The organism is Luteimonas rhizosphaerae (genome assembly GCF_002849595.1).
Lineage (GTDB): Bacteria > Pseudomonadota > Gammaproteobacteria > Xanthomonadales > Xanthomonadaceae > Luteimonas > Luteimonas cellulosilyticus.
Window position 1 is genome coordinate 1 of the sequence record NZ_NRQR01000015.1, and the last position, 22,731, is coordinate 22,731.

A 22,731-nucleotide genomic window follows, 5' to 3' on the forward strand; every position below is an offset into this window, starting at 1 on the left:
CCGCCGCCGCGCCCGCCGGTCGCGGTGGCGCGCAACGCCGCGCCGCAGGTCGGCGGGCTCGGCTGGCCGGTCAGTGGCGCGTTGCTCGCGGCCTACGGCGGCAAGCTGCCCGACGGCCGCAGCAGCACCGGCGTGCTGATCGGCGCGCCCGCGGGCACCGTGGTCCGGTCGGTCGCCGACGGCACGGTGGTGTTCGCCGAATGGATGACCGGCTACGGCATGCTGCTGATCGTCGACCACGGCAACGGCTACATGAGCCTCTACGGGCACAACGACGCGCTGGTGAAACGCGCGGGCGATGCGGTCAAGCGCGGCGACACCGTCGCCAGCGTCGGCAATTCCGGCGGACAGGGCCGCAGCGGCCTGTATTTCGAGCTGCGCCAGAACGGTACACCGGTCAATCCGGTGACGTGGCTGCAGCGCCGCTGAGGCCGCCGCCGCGCGCGTCGCGTGGAACTGAACATTCCCGCGCGCTCGCCACCCATTCACGGAGCGCGCCCGCATAATCGATCAGCGCGCACCCGGTGCGTGCGCTTCCGTTCTCTCCCCCGGAGTCCTGCATGCGCGTACGTTCCCTGACGCTGGCCCTGTCCCTGCTGTTGTCGCCGGCGGCGTTCGCCCAGGATCCTGTGGTTCCGCCCGCGACCGCGCCGCAGGCCGGGCCGGCCGACGCCGTGCCTGCGAATGACGCGCCGCAAGAGACGGACCCGGTGCCGGCGACGCCCGCCGTCGATCCGCCTGCCGAGGACATGCCTGTCGAAGATGCGCCCGCGGCCGCCCCGGTCGACGCCGCGCCGCCGGCCGACGCGCCTGCGGACGAGGACGGGATCGCACCGGAGGTCGCCGCCAGTGACGACCCCGATGCGATGACCCAGGCGTCGAGCCGGGTGCCGCTCGAGGAGATCCGCCGCTATGTCGGCGTCTTCAACGCGGTGCGCCAGGCCTACGTGGAGCCGGTCGAGGACCGCAAGCTGATGACGTCGGCGATCCGCGGCCTGCTGCTGGATCTCGATCCGCACAGCGTCTACATGGAACAGGACACCGCGACCGCGTTCGACGAAGGCACCGAAGGCGCCTACGACGGCATCGGCGTGGAAGTGATGTACCTGCCCGACGGCAGCATGCGGGTCATCGCGCCGATCGACGGCACCCCGGCTGCCGAGGCCGGCATCCGCGCCGGCGACGTGATCGTCAGTGTCGACGGCAAGCCGCTGAGCCCGGCCGACAACACCGGCCCCGGTCCACTGCGCGGCGCCTCCGGCACGCCGGTGACGCTGGGCGTGCTGCGCGACGGCGAGACCGCGCCGCTCGAGATCGAGGTGATGCGCGAGACGATCCGCGTCGTCAGCGTGCGCGGGCGCATGCTCGAGCCCGGCTACGGCTACATCCGCGTCAGCCAGTTCCAGGTCGATACCGCGACCGATTTCGCCCGCGTCACCGGCGAGCTCAAGCAGCAGGCCGGCGGCGCATTGCGCGGCCTGGTCATCGACCTGCGCAGCAACCCGGGCGGCCTGCTGACCTCGGCGGTGCAGATCGCCGACGACCTGCTCGATCGCGGCACCATCGTCACCACGCGCGGGCGCATTCCGATCAGCGACGCGGAGTTCAACGCGACGCCTGGCGATCTGCTCGATGGCGCGCCGGTCGTCGTGATCACCGATGTCGGTTCGGCCAGCGCCTCGGAAGTGCTGGCCGGCGCGCTGCGCGACAACGAGCGCGCTCGCATCGTCGGCAGCCGCACCTTCGGCAAGGGCTCGGTGCAGACCGTGCTGCCGCTCGACAACGGCGATTCGGTGAAGCTCACGACGGCGCGTTACTACACGCCGAGTGGCCGCTCGATCCAGGCGCGCGGCATCGATCCCGATGTCGTGCTGCGCCCGGAGAATGCCGACGACGCGGCCGATGCGCCGCGTGCCGCGAGCGCCTACACCGAAGCCGCACTGCCGGGCCACCTCAGTGGCGACGAAGAGGATGGCCAGACCGGTGGCGAAGCCTTGCCGGGCGATGCCCCGATCGCCGCGGCGCTGGCCGAGCTGAAGACGCCGGGCGCTGCGACGGCGGCAGGCGCTGCACCCGCGCCCGCGGACGACACGGCGGAATAACGCCGCGCGCGGCGGCGGTGGCGCGCTGCCGTCGCGCAATCAGCTGGCGTGTATCGCGTCGGCGCCGTGGCGCCTGTGCGCGTTCGGAACGACGCCTTGCGACCGGCCTGTCGTGCCGATGCAGCAAATCGTCGATACAGCGACCGGCACGATGCGGCGCGATGTTCGAGTGGTCGGCGCGCGTGCCGTCAGACGTGGCACCCGGCAGGCGCTTGCAGCGCCGGGCACGGCGCACGACGTGTTCCAGGCGGCGCCAGTAGCGCGCGCGATACGGTCCACGAGCAGCACGTTTCACTGGTGACGTGCGATCCAGGCCCATGCGGCCGGCACAAACGACCAGCCAGGTCTTCGGATGCTCCCCGGCAGCCGGATCAGGCTGCCGGGCCAGCCGCGAGACGCCAGCCGAACCAGGCCAGCACCAGCCCGACGACGACCGTCAGTCCGACATACAGCGCCGCCATCGCGATGTCGCCGCGCCGCAGCAGCGCCAGCGTGTCCATGCCGAAGGCCGAGAACGTCGTGAATCCGCCGAGGACGCCGACCATCAGCATCACGCGCACGTCCGGCGAGAACCAGCCGTGGCGCGCGATCGCGCCGGTCAGCAATCCGGCGACCAGGCAGCCGAGCAGGTTCACGCCGAGGATGCCGAACGGAAAGCGGGCGCCGGCGTCCGGCGCGGCCAGCGAGGTGAGCCACAGCGACAGCTGGTAGCGGCAGATCGAGCCGACGAAGCCGCCCAGGCCGATCAGCAGCAGGCGGGTCATCGCGCGGTGCTCAACGCGGACGGGCCGGCAGCGGGAACGGCGTGACCACCGACTCCCCGGCCGTCGCGTCGCGGATCGCCGACGGGCCTTTCTTCGCGACCTCCTCGATCCGCAGCACCGCCTGCATCGGCACGTGCAGCGTGCGCGTATCGGCGAACTCGGCGCGCAGCCGTTCCTCGGTCGGGTCGACGACGACGCCCTCGTGGGCATCGAACACCAGCTCCGAGATCTCGACGAAGCCCCACAGGCGTCCGCTGTCCACGCGCCGGGCATACAGCGTCTGCACTGTGCCGGCGCTGAGGAAGGTGATCTTGAACAGGGACGCGGCGCTCATGTGGCGCAGTATAAAGTCACGCTCAGTACCCCTTGAGCCGCCGCAGCCGCAGGCCGATCGCGCGTCGCGACACCAGCGCGAAGCCGATGCCGAACAGGAACCCGGCGACGTGCGCCGCCCATGCGACCGCGCCGAACGCCGGGCCGATGTACGCGAACACGACCTGCAGCAGCGCCCAGACGCCGATCAGCACCGACGCCGGCGCGCGCACGAATTCCAGGAACAGACCCAGCGGCACCACCACGCCGAGCCGCGCGTTCGGAAACAGCGCGAGATACGCGCCGATCAGCGCCGACACCGCGCCGCTGGCGCCGATGATCAGGCGGTCCGGCGCGCCGATCGCGAACACCGCGGCGAGATTGGCCAGCGCGCCGCCGAACAGGAACAGGACCAGCAGGCGCCACGCGCCCATCAGGCGCTCCGCCGGCAGGCCGAAGATCAGCAGGAAGACGAGGTTGCCGAGCAGGTGCGCCCAGTCCGCGTGCAGGAACAGCGCCGAGAACAACCGGAGCCAAGGCCCGGCATCGAGCCAGTTCGCCAGCACGCCGCCGGTGCCGACCGGTTCGCCGTACAGCGCGCCCCAGTCGAGCAGCAGGGCGTGCTGGTCGAGCGCCGACCGCGAGCTCGCCCACAAGAACGCCAGCCACAGCAACGCGAACAGCATCGGGGTGGCCCAGCGCAGCTGCGTGCGGCCATGGCGGTTGGGAATCGAGATGAACATCGCGGGGCATTGTCGAGGGCCGGCGAGGTGCCGGTAAAGCGCATCATGGCGCCGTTTTCATGCCGCAGCGCACAACTGCTTCCGGACGCCCCGGTACGGTATAGTGCCGCCCGCTGCGCGCGTTCGGGAGGGGATTCCGACAGGCGACAAGAGGTGGAAAGGGGGGCCTTTCCCTTGTCCGGCGAAGCGACCCGACATCCCTGTCTTTGGAGAGAACGCGACACATGGCTACCAACCCCCGCTTCATGCAGAGCACTGTCCTGGCCGTCGGCATCGCCGCCGCCCTGACGTTTGCCGGCCAGGCCCAGGCCGCCGGCTTCCAGCTCAAGGAAAACAGCGTCAAGTCGATGGGCAGCGCCTTCGCCGGCACCGCCGCGAAGACCGGCGACAGCTCGGTCGTGACCAACAACCCGGCCGTGATGACACAGTTCGAGGGCACCACGACGCAGCTCGACCTGACCGTCATCGACCTCAACTACGAATTCCAGGGCAGCGGCACCGATGCCCTCGGCCGTCCGCTCACCGGCAGCAACGGCGGCAACGCCGGCGACGTCACCCCAGTGCCGGCGTTCTCGGTCGTGCACAAGCTCGACAACGGCGTCGCGCTCGGCGCGATGGTCAGCGCCCCGTTCGGCCTGAAGACCGAATACGACGCCGGCTGGGTCGGCCGCTACGCCGCGCAGACCTCGGAAGTCGAAATCATCGACCTGACGCTCTCGGGCGCGATCGACATCACCGACCGCTTCTCGGTGGGCCTGGGCGTCATCGCCTCGCGCGCCGACGTGACCCTGTCGCGCGCCGTCGATTTCGGTGGCCTGCTTGCACAGCAGGGCGTCCCGCTGCCATTCGCGCAGCCGCAGGGCGCTGATGGTCTGGCGGTCGTGCAGGGCGACGACAACGGTTTCGGCTACATCCTCGGCGCGAACTTCCGCCCGACCGATGCCGTGTCGATCGGCGTCAGCTACCGCTCCGAGATCGATTACGAGCTGACGGGCACCGCTGACTGGACCGTGCCGACGAATGCGGCCTCGGTCTTCGATCAGGTCGCGCCCGCGCTGTTCCAGGACGGCACCGTGGTAGCCGACCTGACCACGCCGTCGATCCTCAACATCGGCGCCGCCTGGCAGGTCACCGACGCGCTGATGCTGTCGGCGACGTACGCCGAGACCGACTGGTCGTCGCTGCGCGAAGTGCGCATCCAGTTCGACAACCCCGATCCGGATTCGGTCGAGCCCTTCGAGTGGAAGGACACGTACTTCGCCGCCCTCGGCGCCGAGTACAAGCTCAGCGACAGCTGGAAGCTGCGTGGCGGCGTCGCGTACGACGAAACCCCGACCAGCCTCGCGCACCGCACGCCGCGCCTGCCCGACGCGAACCGCATCTTCTACTCGGTCGGTGCGACCTGGATGCTCAGCGACGCGTTCGATCTGAACTTCGCCTACACCCGCATCGAGCCGCGCGATCCGACGATCGACACCACCAGCGGCGGCAGCCGCGTCGCCGGCGATTTCGACGGCAACGCCAACCTGTTCGGCGTCTCGGCGCAGTACCGCTTCTGATCCACCTGTGACATCGTGGGATCAAAAAGCCCCGCTTCGGCGGGGCTTTTTTTTTATGTAGCGGTGAGTCAAACCGTCAGAAGGTCATATTTCGCGGGGGTCTAAGTCTGTGCGCAAAGCGTCTTCTGGCCGACAGCGAAAAAGCGTAAAAGTGATGTCGCAGGGGGTCTAACCAAGGAGCGGTTCGATGAAGCGTCTGAAGTTCCGTTTTCGCCTGCTGCCGATCCTGTCAGTCTTTATCGACACGAGCGGCGCGGCGTACGCCGCGTGCCAACCCAATAACTGCTTGTCTCTACGAGAGCAGTGCGTAAGTAGCGGTGGTCAGCTTTGTGAGCTCAACTACTACCGCTGCCTCCGCACATTCGGCTGTCCGCCGCCGTAACAGTTATCTGCCTGGGCACCGGCAGGTGCCCAGGCTGTCATCCCAGCACCCACGCCCACGCGGGCAGCGTGACCAGCGACAGCAGGATGCCGTACCCGACCAGCGCGGCCGCCAGGCGCGGGGCGAGGCCGGCGGCGATCGCCAGCGCGGCGGCGGTGATCATCGTCGGCATCGCCGATTCCAGCACGTTGGCCTGCAGCATCGTGCCGTCCATGCCGAACGCCCACGACAGCGGCAGGGCGATCGCCGGCATCACCAGCAGTTTCAGCAGAAGACCGGTCGCCAGCGGACGGATCTCGTCGCGCGGCATGCGCAGCTGGATCGACAGGCCGACCGCGAGCATCACCAGCGGCAGCATCGCGGCGGCCAGATTCTCCAGCGCCGCGGCGATCCATGCGGGCGGCGCGGCCGGCATCGCCGTCAGCCCGACAGCCAGCGCCCACAACGGCGGAAACCGCAGCATGCGGCGCACGATGTCGCGCCAGCCCGGCGGGGTGTCGCCGCTGTAGCGCGCGAGGATCGTCAGGCCGAACGTCGACAGCAGCACGAAGGTGCCGAACTGGTCGTAGACCACCGCATACGCCACCGCGTCCTGCCCCAGCAGCGCGGCGATCATCGGGTAGCCGATGAAGCTGCTGTTGCACAGGCCCACGCACAGCAGCAGCACCGCGGTCTCGTCTCGGCGGAACCGCAACCAGCGCGCCAGCGGCAGCACCAGCGCGACGGTCGCGACCGCGAGCAGCCACGGCGTCGCGGCGACGCCGACCAGAGACGCGTCGAACTGCAGTTTCGGCACGTGCACCAGCACCGCGGCGGGCAGGCACACGTAGAGCACGACGAGGTTCAGCACCTCGGCCGCATTGGCCGGCATGACCCGCAGGCGGGCGAACAGCAGGCCCAGCGCGAGCATCGCCAGGATCAGGGCAAAGGCATCGAAGGCCATGGGCCGTCAGGACAGCGGGGGATCGACGATGGTAGCGGGCCACGCCGTGCGTCGCCTCGGACTTGCGCCGCGATCCGCGCGATGTGCTCCGCGCGCAGGCGCGGGGCGGACGGCGTTGCGGCCGTCCGCGCCCCGCACCTGTCAGTCGCCGAGCGTCAGCAGCGACGCATTGCCGCCGGCGGCCGTGGTGTTGATGGTCACGGTCTTCTCGGCGGGGTGCCCGACAGGCGCTGGCCGCCGAAGGGCTGCACGCCGACGACGGCGCCGATCTGGTTGCGGTTGACGTAGACGTTGCCGACCCGCGCGCGCGACGTGATCGTCTCGACGGTCTCGTCGATGCGCGAGTGGATGCCGAGCGTCAGGCCGTATCCGGTGTTGTTGATCGCGTCGATCACCGCATCGAGCTCGTTGGCCTTCCAGCGGATCACGTGCAGCGCCGGGCCGAAGTTCTCGCGCTGCAACTGCGACAGCGACTGCAGTTCCCACGCGCGCGGCGCAAAGAACGTGCCGTGCGCGGCGGCCTCGCCGAGCGGCGTGGTCGCGATCAGGCGCGCCTCGCGGGCCATGCGTTCGGCGTGCGCATCGAGCATGCGCAGCGCGTCGGCATCGATCACCGGGCCGACGTCGGTCGACAGCAGCGCCGGATCGCCGACGGTGAGCTCCTGCATCGCGCCGGCCAGCATGTCGAGCACCTTGTCGGCGATGTCGTCCTGCACGAACAGTACGCGCGCGGCCGAGCAGCGCTGGCCGGCCGAGGTGAACGCCGAACCCAGCGCGTCCTTGACCAGCTGCTCGGGCAGCGCGGAGGAGTCGGCGATCAGCGCGTTCTGGCCGCCGGTCTCGGCGATCAGGGTGCCGATCGCGCCGTCGCGCGCGGCGAGCGCGCGATTGATCGCCAGTGCGGTCGCGTTCGAGCCGGTGAACACCACGCCGGCCACGCGCGCATCCGAGGTCAGCGCCGCGCCGACGCTGGCGCCATCGCCGGGCACGTACTGCAGCACGGCGTCCGGCACGCCGGCTTCGTGCAGCAGCTTGACCGCGGCATGGCCGACCAGCGTAGTCTGCTCGGCGGCCTTGGCGATGACGGTATTGCCGGCCGCGAGCGCGGCGGCGATCTGGCCGGCGAAGATCGCCAGCGGGAAGTTCCACGGACTGATGCAGACGAACACGCCGCGGCCCGAGAGCTGCAGGCTGTTGGATTCGCCGGTCGGGCCGGGCAGCGCCTCGACGATGAACAGGCGGCGCGCCTCGCCGGCGTAGTAGCGCAGGAAATCCACGGCCTCGCGCACTTCGGCCACGCCGTCGGGAATCGTCTTGCCGGCTTCGCGCGTGCACATCGCGATGTATTCGGGCGTGCGCGCTTCCAGCAGGTCGGCGGCGTGTTCGAGGATCGCCGCGCGCGAGGCGGCGGGCATCGCGTTCCAGTCGGCGTGGGCGTCGGTCGCGTTGCGCAGCGCCTGCTCGACGGTCGCGGTGTCGGCGGCCTGCCACTGGCCCACGCGCACGCGGCGGTCGGCGGGGCTAGTGACCTCGACGGTCGCGCCGCTGCTGGTCGCACCCGGCACCAGCGGGCCCGCGGTCCACGGGCCGGCATGGGCCCGGATCTGTTCGGCGAGTGCGGCGAGCTGCGCATCGTTGGCGAGATTGACGCCCATGGAATTGCTCCTGTCGTGCGACTGGCTGCGGTAGAGGTCGACCGGCAGCGGAATGCGGGGGTGGGGAATGGATTCGAAACCGGACACGACCTCGACCGGATCGCGGATCAGGTCGTCGATCGCGACGTCCTCGTCGCTGATCCGGTTGACGAAGCTGGAGTTGGCGCCGTTCTCGAGCAGGCGCCGCACCAGGTACGGCAGCAGGTCCTCGTGCGAGCCGACCGGCGCATAGACGCGGCAGGCCACGTCGAGGCGATTGGCCGGAATGACCTCGGCGTAGAGGTCGTCGCCCATGCCGTGCAGCTTCTGGAACTCGTAGGGCTTCGCACCGCCCGCGGCCGGCAGCAGCGTCGTCGCCATGCGGTGCACGGCGGCGATGGTGTGTGCGTTGTGGGTCGCGAACATCGGATAGATCGCATCGGTCGCCGACAGCAGGCGGCGCGCATTGGCGAGATAGCTGACGTCGGTGTTCGGTTTACGGGTGAACACCGGATAGCCCGGGTGGCCTTCGACCTGGGCGCGCTTGACCTCGCTGTCCCAGTACGCGCCCTTGACCAGGCGCACCGGGATGCGGCGGCCGTGTGCGCGGGCGAGGGCGGCGATCCAGTCGATCACGAACGGCGCGCGCTTCTGGTAGGCCTGCACGACGATGCCGAAGCCGTCCCAGCCGGCCAGCGAGGCATCGGACCAGGCCGCCTCGATCACGTCGAGCGAGAGTTCCAGCCGGTCGGCTTCCTCGGCGTCGACGGTCAGACCGATGCGGTAGCCCTTCGCGCGCTGCGCCAGATCGCGCAGACGCGGCGCGAGTTCGGCCAGCACGCGTTCGCGCTTGGCGTGCTCGTAGCGCGGGTGCAGCGCGGACAGCTTGACCGAGATCGACGGCGCGGTGATCGCGTCCTCGAACGGCCCGGTGCGCCCGATCGCGTCGATCGCATCGCGGTAGGCCTTCAGATAGCGGTCGGCGTCGGCCCGGGTCAGCGCGGCCTCGCCGAGCATGTCGAACGAATAGCGGTACGCGGCGTTGGCGCCCTTGCGGCTGCGCGTCAGTGCCTCGCCGATCGTGCGGCCCATGACGAACTGGTGGCCCATGATCCGCATCGCCTGGCGCACCGCGAGCCGGATCACCGGCTCGCCGACGCGACCGATCAGGCGCTGGAAGGCGTTGTGGACATTGCGTTTGGTGTCGTCGGCCAGGTCGACCAGGTGGCCGGTCAGCATCAGGCCCCAGGTCGAGGCGTTGACCAGCACCGAGTCCGACTGGCCCATGTGCTTGCGCCAGTTGGCCTCGCCGAGCTTGTCGCGGATCAGCGCATCGGCCGTGTCCTGGTCCGGAATGCGCAGCAGCGCCTCGGCCACGCACATCAGCAGCACGCCTTCCTCGCTGCCGAGGTCGTACTGCTGCATGAAGGCCTCGATCGCGCCCTGGTCCTGCGCGCGGGCACGGACCCGGCGCACCAGGTCGGCGGCCGTGGCCTGGATGGCGGCGCGGTCGGCGTCGGGCTGGCGGGCCTGTTCGAGCAGCGCCTGCACGCGCTCGGTTTCGTCCGCGGTCCAGGCCGCGGTGATCGCCGGGCGCAGCGACGAAGGGGAGACCGCCGGGGCGGTGGACGACGGACTGGCGTTCAAGAGGCAACCGGCGGGGACGTGGCGAGCCCGCGATTCTAGACGCGCGGCATCGGCGCGACCATGACCCAGATGGTCGGTTGGCGGGCGTCGTGCCACATCTTTATATCGTGCCGGTCGCCGGAGGCCGCGAACCCCACCAGAGCGCGGTTCCGCGCGTCGTTCGCGGCCGTGCGGCGGCGCCGGGTGCGACGATCCGACGCAGTCCGGCTTGCCGGTCCATGTCGGCCACGGCTACCATCCGGGGGTTTTCCGCAGTACGCCGCCGCTCCTGCGCACGATTCAGCCCCGCACGCAGGGGCGAGGACGGTCGCGTTCCCGCCAGCCAACGCCAGCTCAGGCACTTGGGGTTCGATGTGATGCAAGCCGGTCGTTTCATGCAATGGATGTCGGGTGCGCTCGCCCTGGCGATGTCGGCGGGTGCCGCGGCCCAGGCCAGCGATCCCAAGCCGTGGCAGCTGAACATGGGCAAGGGCGTCACCGCCTCGTCCCAGCACGCCTACGACGCGCACATGATGGCGCTGTGGATCTGCGTCGCGATCGGCATCCTCGTGTTCGGCGCGATGGCCGTCGCGATGTTCAAGTTCCGCAAGTCCAAGGGTGCGGTCGCGGCCCAGTTCAGCCACAACACGACGGCCGAGATCATCTGGACGGTGGTCCCGATCATCATCCTGGTGGTGATGGCGGTGCCGGCGACGCAGAAGCTGATCGCGATGTACGACACCCGCGATTCGGAAATGACCGTCAAGGTCACCGGCATCCAGTGGATGTGGAAGTACGAGTACATGGGCGAGGACGTGGCGATCACCAGCCGCCTCGACCGCGAGAGCGACCGCCTGCGCCAGAACCCGGCCACGACCCGCGCCGAGCTCGACGCGCACGGCCATTACCTGCTCGACGTCGACAACGCGCTGGTGCTGCCGACCGACACCAAGATCCGCTTCGTGGTGACCGCCGACGACGTGATCCACTCCTGGTGGGTGCCGGCGCTGGGCTGGAAGCAGGACGCGATCCCCGGCATCGTCAACGAGGCCTGGACCGAGATCCTCGAGCCCGGCGTCTACCGCGGCCAGTGCGCCGAACTGTGCGGCAAGGACCACGCCTTCATGCCGATCGTCGTGCGCGCGCTGCCGCGTGCGGAGTTCGACACCTGGCTCGCCGCCGAGAAGGCCCGGAACGCACCCCCCCCGGTCGAGGCGGCCCCCGCGGCGCCCGCACCGGCACCTGAGCAGGCGGACGGGGACACCCCGGCCACCGCGCAGACCCCATCCGCCCCTGCCGCTCCCGCGGCCGGCTGATCGATTCCGAGGCCCGCACGCTCATGTCCACGCATACCGCCACCGCCGCGCACGACCATCACGACGATCACGCCCACACCCAGGGCTTCGTCCAGCGCTGGTTCTTTTCCACGAACCACAAGGACATCGGCACGCTGTACCTGCTGTTCTCGTTCGTGATGTTCATCATCGGCGCGGGCATGAGCGTGATCATCCGCACCGAGCTCGCCGTCCCGGGCCTGCAGCACGTCAGCCCGCAGTTCTTCAACCAGATGACCACCATGCATGCGCTGGTGATGATCTTCGGCGGCGTGATGCCGGCCTTCGTCGGCCTGGCCAACTGGATGATCCCGCTGCAGATCGGCGCGCCGGACATGGCGCTGCCGCGCATGAACAACTGGTCGTTCTGGATCCTGCCGTTCGCGTTCACGATGCTGCTGATGACGCTGTTCCTGCCCGGCGGTGGCCCGGCCGGCGGCTGGACGCTGTATCCGCCGCTGTCGCTGCAGGGCGGCAACAGCGTGTCGCTGACGATCTTCGCCATCCACATGATGGGCATCAGCTCGATCATGGGCGCGATCAACGTCATCGCGACCATCCTCAACATGCGCGCCCCGGGCGTGGACCTGCTGAAGATGCCGATCTTCTGCTGGACCTGGCTGATCACCGCGTTCCTGCTGATCGCGGTGATGCCGGTGCTGGCCGGCGCGGTCACGATGCTGCTGACCGACAAGTTCTTCATGACCTCGTTCTTCAACGCGGCCGGCGGCGGCGACCCGGTGATGTACCAGCACATCTTCTGGTTCTTCGGGCATCCCGAGGTCTACATCATGATCCTGCCGGCGTTCGGCATCGTGTCGGAGATCATCCCGACCTTCAGCCGCAAGCCGCTGTTCGGTTACCAGGCGATGGTCTATGCGACCGCGGCGATCGCGTTCCTGAGCTTCATCGTCTGGGCCCACCACATGTTCACCGTGGGCATGCCGCTGGGCGGCGAGATCTACTTCATGTTCGCGACGATGCTGATCTCGATCCCGACCGGCGTGAAGGTGTTCAACTGGGTGTCGACGATGTGGCGCGGCTCGCTGAGCTTCGAGTCGCCGATGCTGTGGTCTGTCGCCTTCGTCATCCTGTTCACCATCGGCGGGTTCTCGGGCCTGATGCTCGCCATCGTGCCGGCCGACTTCCAGTACCACGACACCTATTTCGTCGTCGCCCACTTCCATTACGTGCTGGTGACCGGCGCGCTGTTCGCGATCATCGCGGCGACCTACTACTGGTGGCCGAAGTGGACCGGCCGCATGTACAACGAGCTCTGGGCGAAGGTGCATTTCTGGTGGACGATCGTGTTCGTCAACCTGCTGTTCTTCCCGCAGCACTTCCTCGGCCTGGCCGGCATGCCGCGCCGCATCCCCGACTACAACGTCGTGTTCGCGGACTGGAACCTGATCAGCTCGATCGGCGCGTTCGGCATGTTCGCCACGCCCTTCCTGATGTTCGCGATCCTGCTGCATTCCAAGCTGCGCGGCGCGCCCGCCGCGGCGCGGTCGTGGGAAGGCGCCAAGGGTCTGGAGTGGACCGTGCCGTCGCCGGCGCCGCACCACACGTTCGCGACGCCGCCGGTGCTCAAGCCGGGCGACCTGGCGCACGACGACATCAGCCACTGATCCCGGGACCGATGCCGATCGCCATGCCCACGCCACTCGCCCCCGATGAGATCGCCGCGCGCCGCCGGCGCGCGAAGCGGACCGCGGGCATCGCGGCGCTGATCGCGGCGGGCATCTATGTCGCCTTCATCCTCAGCGGCGTGATCGGTCGATGAGCGCGCCGGCGAAGAAGGGCTTCGGCGTCGGCAAGCTGGTCGCGATCTCGTTCGCGGCGTTCGCCTTCACGTTTTCGCTGGTGCCGCTGTACCGGATCGCCTGCGAGAAGGTGTTCGGCATCCGCCTCGAGAACAGCGCGGTCGCCGCGCCGGTCACCGCCGGCGCCGCCGACGAGGCGCGGATGGTGACCGTCGAGTTCGACGCCAGCGTCAATTCGCACCTGCCGTGGTCGTTCCGCCCGAACGAGACCCGCATGCAGGTCCGGGTCGGCGAGCAGTACGAGACGACGTACTACGCGCACAACGACAGCGCGTCGCCGGTCGTCGGCAGCGCGACGCCGTCGGTGGCGCCGGCGCGGGCGTCGGGCTTCTTCCAGAAGACCGAATGCTTCTGCTTCACCGCGCAGACGCTGGAAGCCGGCGAGACCCGCGACATGCCGGTGCGGTTCATCATCGATCCGTCGCTGCCGGCCGACGTCAACACGGTCACTCTGTCCTATACCTTCTTCAAGAACGACGTGCTGACGTCGCGACTGGCGGCCGACACGGCGTCCCGGCGCGGCAATCCGGGCCCTGCGGCCGCACCCTGAGCCGCACGCCGCTTCCTTTTCCGCTCATCGCTCCACGCCACACGGACCTCGCCATGGCACACGCCCAGCCCGACCCCAAAGACGCCAACATCTATTTCGTGCCGCACGACAGCAAGTGGCCGGTGTTCGCATCGGTCGCGCTGTTCATCACGATGCTGGGCCTGGCGAGCTGGTTCAACGAAGTCAGCTGGGGCCGCACGACGTTCTTCGTCGGCGCCGTCGCGCTGTCGGCGATCCTGTTCAAGTGGTTCGCCGACGTGATCCTGGAATCGGTGTCGGGCTACTACAACAAGCAGGTCGACGTGTCGTTCCGGATGGGGATGGTGTGGTTCATCTTCTCGGAGATCATGTTCTTCGCCGCGTTCTTCGGCGCGCTGTTCTACGCGCGCACGCTGGCGCTGCCGTGGCTGGGCGGCGAAGGCTCGGGCGTGGCGACCAACGAGGTGCTGTGGGAGGGCTACAGCGCGGCCTGGCCGTCGGCGGGTCCGGGCGAGGTCGGTGGCGTGTTCCAGACGATCCCGGCCTGGGGCCTGCCGCTGCTCAATACGCTGATCCTGCTGGCGTCGGGCATCACGATCACGATCGCCCACCACGCGCTGCGCGCCGCGCACCGCACCCAGTTGCTGGTGTTCCTCGGCGCGACCATCCTGCTGGCCTGCGTGTTCCTGTTCTTCCAGGTCGAGGAATACGTCCACGCCTACCGCGATCTCAACCTGACGCTGGGCTCGGGCATCTACGGCTCGACGTTCTTCATGCTGACCGGCTTCCACGGCGCGCACGTGACGCTCGGCACGATCATGCTGATCGTGATCTGGCTGCGTTGCTTCCGCGGCCACTTCACCAAGGAAAACCACTTCGCGTTCGAGGCGGTGGCCTGGTACTGGCACTTCGTCGACGTGGTCTGGCTGATCCTGTTCCTGTTCGTCTACGTCATCTGACGACGCGGGTCACGACGGGTCCGGCATGTCGTGGAGACGTGCCGACTCGCCGCGTCACCCGCACGCGGCGGCGGTCTTCAGCGACGCCGCGCGGGGTGGCGACAACGGCGCATCCGCGCGCTCGCGTCAGCCGTAGACTCCGTGGGGCTTGATCCAGCCCATCCACACCGCCAGCAGCACCAGCAGGATCAGGCCGACCGACAGGCCGATCCGTCGCGTCAGTGCCTTGACGGTCCGGTCGGTGCGGCCCTTGTCTGTCAGCATGTAGTACAGACCCGCACCGAGGTTCCACAGGATCAGGATCAGGAAGCCGATGATCAGCAGCGTCTTTAGCGAATCGTTCATGACCATGGCGTGCTCCGGCGCGGTCGGTTCGTGAGCGGATTGTCGCAGGTCGTCCCGACATGCGGGTGAGCCGGCGCACGACGACGATCGTCGGCTGGTCGCTGGCGGTCGCACTGATCGTGGCCTTCGCCGCGCTCGGGCAGTGGCAGCTGTCGCGCATGCACCACAAGCAGGCGATGCTGGGCGCGGTCGAGCGCGTGCTGGCCGAGCGCGACGCGCAGCCGCTGGCGCTGGCGGGCGATGCCGCACGCGCGCAGGACTACGACTGGGTGGCCGGCCGCGGCCGCTTCACCGACGATCGCGCCTTCGTGCTCGACAACCAGATCCAGGACGGCCAGCCGGGCCTGCGAATCTATCGCCTGTTCGCGCCCGAGGCCGGTGCGCCGCTGCTGGTCGACCTGGGCTGGGCGCCGATCGCCGACCGGGTCACGCGGCTGCCGGCGGCCGACATCGTCAGCGGCGCCGGTCTGCTCGACACCCCGCTCGAGCTGCGCGGCCTGCTGATGCCGCCTCCGTCGGCCGGGCTGGCGCTGGGGCCGGCGCTCGGCGAGGGCGCGGCGTACCTGATGACCCGCGTCGACCTCGCCGCGATCGCCACCGCCGCGGACCTCGACACGCCGCCGCCGCCGCGCGTGCTGCGGCTCGATCCGGCATTGCCGCTTGGCTACGCGCGCGATCTCGACATCCTGCCCAACACCCTGCCGCCCGAAAAACACCTCGGCTACGCGGTGCAATGGTTCGGCCTCGCCCTCGCGGTGCTGGCGACCGCGCTGCTGCTGACATTCCGGAAATCCCGTCGATGAGTGCTCCCGTCTCTCCCCACCAGCGCAACCGCAACCGCCTGCTGCTGGTCGCGATTGTCGTGCTGTTCCTCGGCAGTGCGCTGGTCGCCGGCGCCCTGCGGTTTTCCGGCTGGCGTCCGGCCGGCATGCAGAACCACGGCGAGCTGCTGGATCCGCCCGCGGATCTGCGCGAGGTCGTGCCGGTGCTGGCGGAAGGCGGCGGCGACTACCGCTGGCAGCCGGTCGAGCGTCGCTGGCGCATCGTCGTGGCGCCGCCGGCCGGTTGCGCGGCCGCGTGCGTGGAACTGGCGCGTGAGCTCGACCTCGTCTGGCAGCTGTTCGGCCGCAACGCCGACCATGTCGACATCCTCTGGCTCGGCGCGGTACCCGAGGGCGCGGTCCGCAACACCGGCTGGCGGGTGCTCGCGCCCGATCCCGCGCTCCGCGACAAATTGCCGCGCGTCGACGGCGGTCCCGGCGAAGCGGACAATGGCGTCCCGGCCTACGTCGTGGATCCCAACGGATTCGTGATCCTGCGCTACGCCCCCGGCTTCGATCCGGGGCACCTGCGTGCGGACATGGCCAAGCTGCTGAAGTTGAAGTGATGCATTCCACGCCCCCACCCGCACGCGGCAGCGCGTTCAAGCCCGCGATCCATCGGCCGGCGGTCCATCGGCATTTCCACCGCATCGCGTGGTTCACCGTCGCGCTGACGCTGTGCGTGATCGTGTTCGGCGCCTTCGTGCGCCTGTCCGACGCCGGCCTCAGCTGTCCGGACTGGCCCACGTGCTACGGCCGCGCGGCGTGGCCGCAGGCGGCCGACGAGGTCGCCGACCATGCCGCGACCGCGATCCGCGAGTTCGAATCGCACAAGGCCTGGCGCGAGCAGGTCCACCGCCACCTGGCCGCGGGCCTCGGCGTGCTGGTGCTGGGCCTGGCGCTGATCGCCGCGCGCCGGCGCCGCTTCGGCGTCGCCCAGATCGTCGGCGCGTCGCTGCTCGTCGGCCTCGCGATTCCGCTGTACATGCAGGGCCACATCCTGGCCGCGCTCGCGTTCGCCGGACTCGGCGAGGCGCTGCTGCTGTTCGCCGCGTTGCGCTGGTCGAACATCGACCTGGCACGGGCCGCGGCGCTGACGCTCGCGGTCGTGGTGTTTCAGGCGCTGCTCGGCAAATGGACGGTGACGATGCTGCTCAAGCCGGTCATCGTCATGGGCCATCTGCTCGGCGGCATGCTGACGTTCTCGCTGCTGCTGTGGATGGCGTGGCGGGCGACGGTGCGACCGATCGTGCTGGTCGACGCGTTGCAGCTGCGCCGCTGGGTCATCGCGGCGATCGCCGTGGTCGCCGTGCAGATCGCGCTCGGCGGCTGGGTCAGCGCGAACTACGCCGCGCTCGCCTGCGGCGCCGGCGGGTGGACCACGGCCGAGACCCACTGGATCGATTTCCCCAAGTGCGCGGGCCAATGGCTGCCCGGCGGCGACTACCGCGAGGGCTTCGTGCTGTGGCGCGGCGTCGGCGTCGACTACGAAGGCGGCGTGCTCGACGGCGCGGCGCGCATCGCGATCCAGATGGCGCACCGGGTGATGGCGATCGTCGTGGTCGCGACCCTGCTGGCCTTCGTCGTGCGGCTGCTGCGCACCCCGGGCCTGCGCGGCTGGGCGGTCGCGCTGACGCTGCTGACGCTGGCCCAGGTCACGCTCGGCGTCCTCAACGTCAAGCTCGCGCTGCCGTTGTGGGTCGCGGTGTTGCACAACGGTGGCGCGGCGCTGCTGCTGTTCGTGCTGGTGTCGCTGCTCGCGCGCCTGAAGCGGCCAGACTGACGTGGCCCATGTCGCCGGCCAGTACTGGGAACTGACCAAGCCGCGCGTCGTCGCGCTGATCGTGTTCACCGCGCTCGTGGGCATGTTCCTCGCGGTGCCGGGGCTGCCGCCGCTGCGCGAAGGCGTGTTCGGCCTGCTCGGCATCTGGCTCGCGGCCGCGTCCGCCGCGGCGATCAACCATCTGATCGACCAGCGCATCGACAAGGTCATGGCGCGCACCGCGAACCGGCCGCTGGCGACCGGCACGCTGCGCCCGGTGCAGGTGCTGGTGTTCGCGCTGGCGCTGGGCGCGCTGTCGATGGCGATCCTGGTGCTGCTGGTCAATCCGCTGACGGCCGCACTGACGTTCGCCTCGCTGATCGGCTACGCGGTCGTCTACACCGGCTTCCTGAAACGCGCGACGCCGCAGAACATCGTCATCGGCGGCATCGCCGGCGCGGCGCCGCCGCTGCTCGGCTGGGCCGCGGTGACCGGCATGCAGGGCCAGTGGGACTGGGCCCACGCCTTGCTGCTGGTGCTGATCATCTTCGTGTGGACGCCGCCGCACTTCTGGGCGCTGGCGATCTTCCGCCGCGAGGACTACGCGCGCGCGCTGGTGCCGATGCTGCCGGTGACCCACGGCGTCGAGTACACGCGCTGGCAGATCCTGATCTACACCGTGCTGCTGGTGGTCGTGACGCTGCTGCCGGTCGCGGTCGGCATGAGCGGGGTGTTCTACCTCGGTGGCGCCGTGGTGCTGGGCCTGGTGTTCCTGTGGTACGCGTGGCGCCTGCTCGATCCGCCCGACGAATTCTTCGCCATGCGGATGTTCAATTATTCCGTGGTCTATCTGATGGCGCTGTTCGCCTTCCTGCTGATCGACCACTGGCTGCTGCCGTGGCTGCCGGGCGCCGGTGGCGCGGCCGGCGGGCTGCAGTTCCAGCGCATCGGCTGAGCCGGTAGATCGCGACCGGCGGGCAGCGCCCGGCCGGTCGCGCGAGCCGGAATCAGGCTTTCTTCGCGGCCTTGTCGGCGCGCTTTTCCTTCAGGGTCTTCTCCGGCTTCTTCTTCGTCTCTTTCTTCTTGTCGAGGCTCTTGGCCATCGTCGCGCTCCGGTGGTGTCGCATGGGGGCGGCGGAAGCGGACTTCCGCGCCGGACTGTGACCCGGCGTCGCGCCGGATCAGGTCGCATCCTACGCCGTGCGGTGCGAGGCGGGAATCCGCAGCGGCGGAACGCGCGACCGGCGCGCGCGTCAGCCGGGCACCTGGCGCGCGTAGCGGCGCGCCAGGACCGCGCAGACCAGCAGCTGGACCTGGTGGAACACCATCACCGGCAACATCACCGCGCCCAGCGTGCCGCCGGCGAACAGCACCTTCGCCATCGGGATGCCGGTCGCCAGGCTCTTCTTCGAGCCGCAGAACACGATGGCGATCTCGTCGGCCCGGTCGAAGCCGAGACGTCGCGCGCCGACGGTCACCAGCGTCATCGCCACCGCCAGCAGCGCGGATGCCAGCACCAGCACCGCCAGCAGCGCCAGCGGCGGCGTCTGCCGCCACAGGCCTTCGATGACCGCGGCGCTGAAGGCGGTATAGACCACCAGCAGGATCGTGCCCTGGTCGGTGACGCGCAGCACCGCGCGGCGCCGTTCGACCCAGCCGCCGACCAGCGGCCGCAGCAGGTGGCCGGCGACGAAGGGCACCAGCAGCTGCAGCATGATCGCGCCGATCGCCTGCAGCGGATTGCCGCCGCCGGCGTGGGCGCCGACCAGGGCCAGCATCAGCAGCGGAGTGACGAACACGCCGATCAGGCTCGACGCCGACGCGCTGCACACCGCGGCCGGCACGTTGCCGCCGGCCATCGACGTGAACGCGATCGACGACTGCACCGTTGACGGCAAGGCGCACAGGAAGAGCATGCCGACGACCAGTTCCGGCGTCAGGGCCAGTTCGAACAACGGCCGGCCGAGCATGCCGAGCAGCGGGAACAGCAGGAAGGTCGCCGCGAGGATCGTCAGGTGCAGCCGCCAGTGCAGCGCGCCGGCGACGATGGCCTGGCGTGATAGCCGTGCGCCGTGCAGGAAGAACAGGGCGGCGATGGCGACGTCGGTGACGACCTCCATGACCTGCGCGCCGCGCCCCGCGACCGGCAGCAGCGATGCCAGGACCACGGTCGCCAGCAGCGCCAGCGTGAACGGGTCGGGCGCGAGTCGGCGCAGCCGGTCGATCATGCGGCGACGTGCCGCAGGTCCGCGGCCGTGCGCCAGGGCGACGGGAACATCGGACCGGTCACCGGTCGAACGCGTGCGCGCTGCAGGCGGGTGGACAGTGCCCGGGACGGAGCGGGCCGCCGACGGCACGGCGTCGAGGCATGCACGGGGATCAACGCGATGCCGCGTCGCGTGGCCGGGTTCAGCCCTGGCTGCCCGCCGCGACCGCGGTCTCGGTCGGCGACGTCGGCAGGCAGAGTTCGGTCTCGCCGTCGAGCGTCGCCGGCACGCCGCAACCGCGCGGTTCGAAATCCAGCGTCGTCTGCCAGCCGGTCTTCGGGTCCTGGCGCAGCGCGACCATGACGTCGACGTCGTTGACGACGAGTTTCGTCGACTGCGTGCCGCGGCCATCCAGCGCCCAGCCGTCGAGCGTGCGCGCCAGCGTCGGATCGAGCAGCTGGTTGTCGTCGAGCAGCGCGCGGATGTCGCGCAGCGCGGCGTCCTGCGCCTCGGCGCCGGCGTCCGGCGTCACGTTGACGCTGACCAGCAGGCCCTCTTCCTGGCGGAACGTGGTGCGCGTCGACGGCGTCGACAGCAGCTTGCCGTTCGGCAGTCGCAGCGTGACCTGGCGCGGCTGCGCGATCGTGTGCTCGGCCGCCAGCGCCTCGCCCGAGCGGGGCCACGCCAGATCCAGCTGCTCGCCGACCGGCGTCGCCAGGTCCACGTGCAACGGCTTGACCAGTTCCGGCGTCGCGGCTTCCCGGGCGCAGGCGCCCAGCAGCAGCGCAGTCAGCATCAGGGCGAGCGCGGCGGACCGTGCAGCGACGCGCGACAGGCGGGGGGAACCGGAAGGGCGGGGGAAGCCGGACATGACGTGGAACCTGCGGAAGTCGAGAATGATGACGCGCGTCGCCGGCTCGTAAGTCGTGGCGACAGCCTGCCGGACCTGCAAGGCAGGCGCGTGACACGGCGAACGTGGTGCAACGGTCGATCCCCCGGGCGGAATCAGACCAAGGTCGTAGTTAACAGCATGTCGACATCGCGCGCCTCGCGGCGTCATCGCGCGCGGCGCGCCAGCAGGTCGCGCAGTTCCTGCTTGCCGAGCGCGTCGAGCGTGCCTTCGCGCTGTTCGCCGAGCAGCTCGTCGATGCGCTGGTGTTCGGCCTGCCGGTTGAGCTGGGCGATGTTGTCGAGCAGTTCCTCCTGCCAGATCGCCTCGTCGCCGGGCAGGCTCTGGCCCGCGAGTTTCTGCAGCGCCGCGGCTTCCTCGCGGCCATCGAAGTGCGCCAGCAGCATGCCGCTGTTGATGTCGGGCCGCATGCTGACCACCGCGATCAGTTCGGTCAGCAGGTCGATGCCGGGCTGGCGCAGCACGACGAACGGGAACGGCGACGCCAGTTCCAGCGCCAGTGCCGGCTTCTGCAGCAGCAGCGCGATCGCGTGGCGCACCAGGCTGCGCTTCGGCGCCGGCGCGCCGCGTCCGCCGCGCATCGGACGCGCCGGCGGCGGCGCATTCGCCGCTGTCGTGCCGCCGATGCCGGTGAGCTCGGCGAGCCGCTGCCGCATCAGGTCGCCGAACGCGCCATCGGGAATCTGCGCCAGCAGCGGCTTGGCGCGTTCGGCCAACCGCGCCTTGCCGTCGAGCGTCGCCAGGTTGATGCCGTCGCCGGTGGTATCGAAGAAGAACGTCGACAGTGGCGTCGCATCCTGCAGCCGCGCCTCGAAGCCGGCCGCGCCCTCGTTGCGGACGATGGTGTCGGGATCCTCGCCGTCGGGCAGGAACAGGAAGAACGCCTGGCGGCCGTCGCGCATGCGCGGCAGCACCGAAGCCATCGCCTTCTCGCCCGCGCGACGGCCGGCGGCGTCGCCGTCGAAGCAGAAGTACACGTCGGGCGCATTGCGGAACAGCAGCTCGGCGTGGTCGGGCGTGGTCGCGGTGCCCAGTGTCGCGACCGCCTGCGGCACACCGTGCTGGAACAGCGCGACGACGTCCATGTAGCCCTCGACGACGATCAGCCGCTCGATCTTCTGGTTCGCCTGGCGCACCTGCCACAGGCCGTAGAGTTCGCGGCCCTTGTGGAACAGCGGCGTTTCGGGCGAGTTGAGGTACTTGGGCGAATCCTCGGGCTTGAGCACGCGGCCGCCGAACGCGATCACGCGGCCGCGGCGGTCGTGGATCGGGAAGATCACCCGGTCGCGGAACTTGTCGTAGCTGTGGCCGCGGTCGTTCTTCGACAGCAGGCCGACTTTTTCCAGCAGCGCGACCCGGCGCGGATCCGTGCCCAGCGTGTCCTTCAGCGCGGAGAAGCCGTCGGGCGCATAGCCGATCGCGAACTGCTCGCGGGTGGCGTCGTCGACCTGGCGGCCGTCGAGATACGCGCGCGCCGGCGCGTGCGCCGCCAGCTGCTTGCGGAAGAAGCGCGCGGCGGCGTCGAGCGCCTCGAACATCGGAGCGCTGTCGGACTGCGGCGCGCGCTGCGGGCCGTCGTCGCGCGGGATTTCCATGCCGGCGCGCTTGGCCAGCTCGTCGATGGCATCGAGGAATTCGAGCCGGTCGTAATTGATCAGGAACGAGATCGCGGTGCCGTGCGCGCCGCAGCCGAAGCAGTGATAGAACTGCTTGGTCGGCGAGACGGTGAAGCTGGCCGAGCGCTCGTCGTGGAAGGGGCAGCGCGCCGAATACTCCTTGCCCTGCCGCTTCAGCGGCACGCGTGCGTTGATGATCTCGACGATGTCGGTGCGCGCGAGCAGGTCGTCGATGAACGCGTCGGGGATCCGGCCCATGTCAGCGCGCCGACCACAGGGGAGCGGGCCGGACGGCCCGCCAGCGCGCGCCGCGGACGCGCGCTGGCGTTCCGCACCCGACGTCGGAGGCGGCGCGATCGT

Annotated in this window: 20 protein-coding genes and 1 pseudogene; 12 read left to right on the forward strand and 9 right to left on the reverse strand. The window is 69.9% G+C overall.

The features are described from left to right. Together CJ022_RS07495 and CJ022_RS07500 are read left to right on the forward strand one after the other, a co-directional pair. The coding region (locus CJ022_RS07495; protein WP_158238372.1) for a murein hydrolase activator EnvC family protein at positions 1-429 on the forward strand (429 nt) is incomplete at its 5' end. Between the two features lie 320 nt (positions 430-749). After that, positions 750-2,102, forward strand: a complete 1,353-nt coding sequence (locus CJ022_RS07500; RefSeq protein ID WP_101926151.1) for a S41 family peptidase — start codon at positions 750-752, stop codon at positions 2,100-2,102. Positions 2,103-2,473: 371 nt separating this feature from the next. On the opposite strand, the gene crcB is transcribed toward CJ022_RS07500, so the two are convergent. Genes crcB through CJ022_RS07515 form a run of 3 tightly spaced genes read right to left on the reverse strand, consistent with a single transcriptional unit; the run spans position 2,474 to position 3,921 of the window. Next, entirely contained in the window at positions 2,474-2,866 is a 393-nt protein-coding gene (gene crcB / locus CJ022_RS07505) for a fluoride efflux transporter CrcB (protein WP_101926044.1), read from the reverse strand. Positions 2,867-2,876: 10 nt separating this feature from the next. After that, positions 2,877-3,200, reverse strand: coding sequence for a DUF1820 family protein (locus CJ022_RS07510; RefSeq protein WP_101926045.1), 324 nt, complete (start codon positions 3,198-3,200; stop codon positions 2,877-2,879). Between the two features lie 22 nt (positions 3,201-3,222). Further along, positions 3,223-3,921 carry a rhomboid family intramembrane serine protease gene (locus tag CJ022_RS07515; RefSeq protein ID WP_101926046.1) on the reverse strand — a complete coding sequence of 233 codons (699 nt, stop codon included), beginning with the start codon at positions 3,919-3,921 and terminating at the stop codon, positions 3,223-3,225. A gap of 224 nt (positions 3,922-4,145) precedes the next feature. Between CJ022_RS07515 and CJ022_RS07520 the strand changes: the two genes are divergently transcribed. Beyond that, complete coding sequence (locus CJ022_RS07520; protein WP_101926047.1) at positions 4,146-5,480, forward strand: OmpP1/FadL family transporter; 1,335 nt, start codon at positions 4,146-4,148, stop codon at positions 5,478-5,480. Between the two features lie 419 nt (positions 5,481-5,899). Here CJ022_RS07520 and CJ022_RS07525 read toward each other — a convergent pair whose 3' ends face one another. Together CJ022_RS07525 and putA are read right to left on the reverse strand one after the other, a co-directional pair. Continuing rightward, on the reverse strand, positions 5,900-6,805 hold the full coding sequence (locus CJ022_RS07525; protein ID WP_101926048.1) for an AEC family transporter: 906 nt from the start codon (positions 6,803-6,805) through the stop codon (positions 5,900-5,902). A gap of 141 nt (positions 6,806-6,946) precedes the next feature. After that, positions 6,947-10,086, reverse strand: a pseudogene (gene putA / locus CJ022_RS07530) (bifunctional proline dehydrogenase/L-glutamate gamma-semialdehyde dehydrogenase PutA). 356 nt (positions 10,087-10,442) lie between these two features. Here putA and coxB point away from each other — a divergent pair. The 5 genes from coxB to CJ022_RS07550 are packed head-to-tail and all read left to right on the forward strand — an operon-like array spanning position 10,443 to position 14,710. After that, a complete protein-coding gene (coxB, locus tag CJ022_RS07535; protein ID WP_233198644.1) occupies positions 10,443-11,381 on the forward strand; it encodes a cytochrome c oxidase subunit II in 939 nt (312 codons plus the stop codon). A 23-nt stretch (positions 11,382-11,404) separates the two neighbouring features. After that, positions 11,405-13,027 carry a cytochrome c oxidase subunit I gene (ctaD, locus tag CJ022_RS07540; RefSeq protein WP_101926049.1) on the forward strand — a complete coding sequence of 541 codons (1,623 nt, stop codon included), beginning with the start codon at positions 11,405-11,407 and terminating at the stop codon, positions 13,025-13,027. An 11-nt stretch (positions 13,028-13,038) separates the two neighbouring features. Further along, positions 13,039-13,182, forward strand: coding sequence for a hypothetical protein (locus CJ022_RS17050; RefSeq protein ID WP_158238373.1), 144 nt, complete (start codon positions 13,039-13,041; stop codon positions 13,180-13,182). Continuing rightward, positions 13,179-13,772 (forward strand): cytochrome c oxidase assembly protein, encoded by a 594-nt coding sequence (locus CJ022_RS07545; protein ID WP_101926050.1) that lies wholly within the window; start codon positions 13,179-13,181, stop codon positions 13,770-13,772. Before CJ022_RS17050 ends, CJ022_RS07545 begins: the two co-directional genes overlap by 4 nt. Before the next feature lie 53 nt (positions 13,773-13,825). Next, a complete protein-coding gene (locus tag CJ022_RS07550) occupies positions 13,826-14,710 on the forward strand; it encodes a cytochrome c oxidase subunit 3 (RefSeq protein WP_101926051.1) in 885 nt (294 codons plus the stop codon). A 126-nt stretch (positions 14,711-14,836) separates the two neighbouring features. Here the strand turns inward: CJ022_RS07550 and CJ022_RS07555 are convergent, their stop codons facing one another. Further along, entirely contained in the window at positions 14,837-15,055 is a 219-nt protein-coding gene (locus tag CJ022_RS07555; protein WP_101926153.1) for a twin transmembrane helix small protein, read from the reverse strand. Between the two features lie 65 nt (positions 15,056-15,120). Between CJ022_RS07555 and CJ022_RS07560 the strand changes: the two genes are divergently transcribed. Genes CJ022_RS07560 through cyoE form a run of 4 tightly spaced genes read left to right on the forward strand, consistent with a single transcriptional unit; the run spans position 15,121 to position 18,593 of the window. After that, positions 15,121-15,858 (forward strand): SURF1 family protein, encoded by a 738-nt coding sequence (locus tag CJ022_RS07560; protein ID WP_101926154.1) that lies wholly within the window; start codon positions 15,121-15,123, stop codon positions 15,856-15,858. After that, positions 15,855-16,442, forward strand: coding sequence for a hypothetical protein (locus CJ022_RS07565; RefSeq protein WP_101926052.1), 588 nt, complete (start codon positions 15,855-15,857; stop codon positions 16,440-16,442). Before CJ022_RS07560 ends, CJ022_RS07565 begins: the two co-directional genes overlap by 4 nt. Beyond that, positions 16,442-17,659: a COX15/CtaA family protein gene (locus CJ022_RS07570; RefSeq protein ID WP_101926053.1), complete on the forward strand. Its 1,218-nt coding sequence runs from the start codon at positions 16,442-16,444 to the stop codon at positions 17,657-17,659. Before CJ022_RS07565 ends, CJ022_RS07570 begins: the two co-directional genes overlap by 1 nt. Before the next feature lies 1 nt (position 17,660). Further along, the gene (gene cyoE / locus CJ022_RS07575; protein WP_101926054.1) at positions 17,661-18,593 is read left to right on the forward strand and encodes a heme o synthase; all 933 of its coding nucleotides are present in this window, start codon (positions 17,661-17,663) and stop codon (positions 18,591-18,593) included. Positions 18,594-18,891: 298 nt separating this feature from the next. Here the strand turns inward: cyoE and CJ022_RS07580 are convergent, their stop codons facing one another. The 3 genes from CJ022_RS07580 to dnaG form a co-directional block, all read right to left on the reverse strand. Beyond that, positions 18,892-19,902 (reverse strand): bile acid:sodium symporter family protein, encoded by a 1,011-nt coding sequence (locus tag CJ022_RS07580; RefSeq protein WP_425490843.1) that lies wholly within the window; start codon positions 19,900-19,902, stop codon positions 18,892-18,894. A gap of 145 nt (positions 19,903-20,047) precedes the next feature. Continuing rightward, the gene (locus CJ022_RS07585) at positions 20,048-20,716 is read right to left on the reverse strand and encodes a hypothetical protein (protein ID WP_143703908.1); all 669 of its coding nucleotides are present in this window, start codon (positions 20,714-20,716) and stop codon (positions 20,048-20,050) included. 185 nt (positions 20,717-20,901) lie between these two features. Beyond that, positions 20,902-22,629, reverse strand: coding sequence for a DNA primase (gene dnaG / locus CJ022_RS07590; RefSeq protein WP_101926057.1), 1,728 nt, complete (start codon positions 22,627-22,629; stop codon positions 20,902-20,904). Positions 22,630-22,731 lie beyond the last annotated feature (102 nt).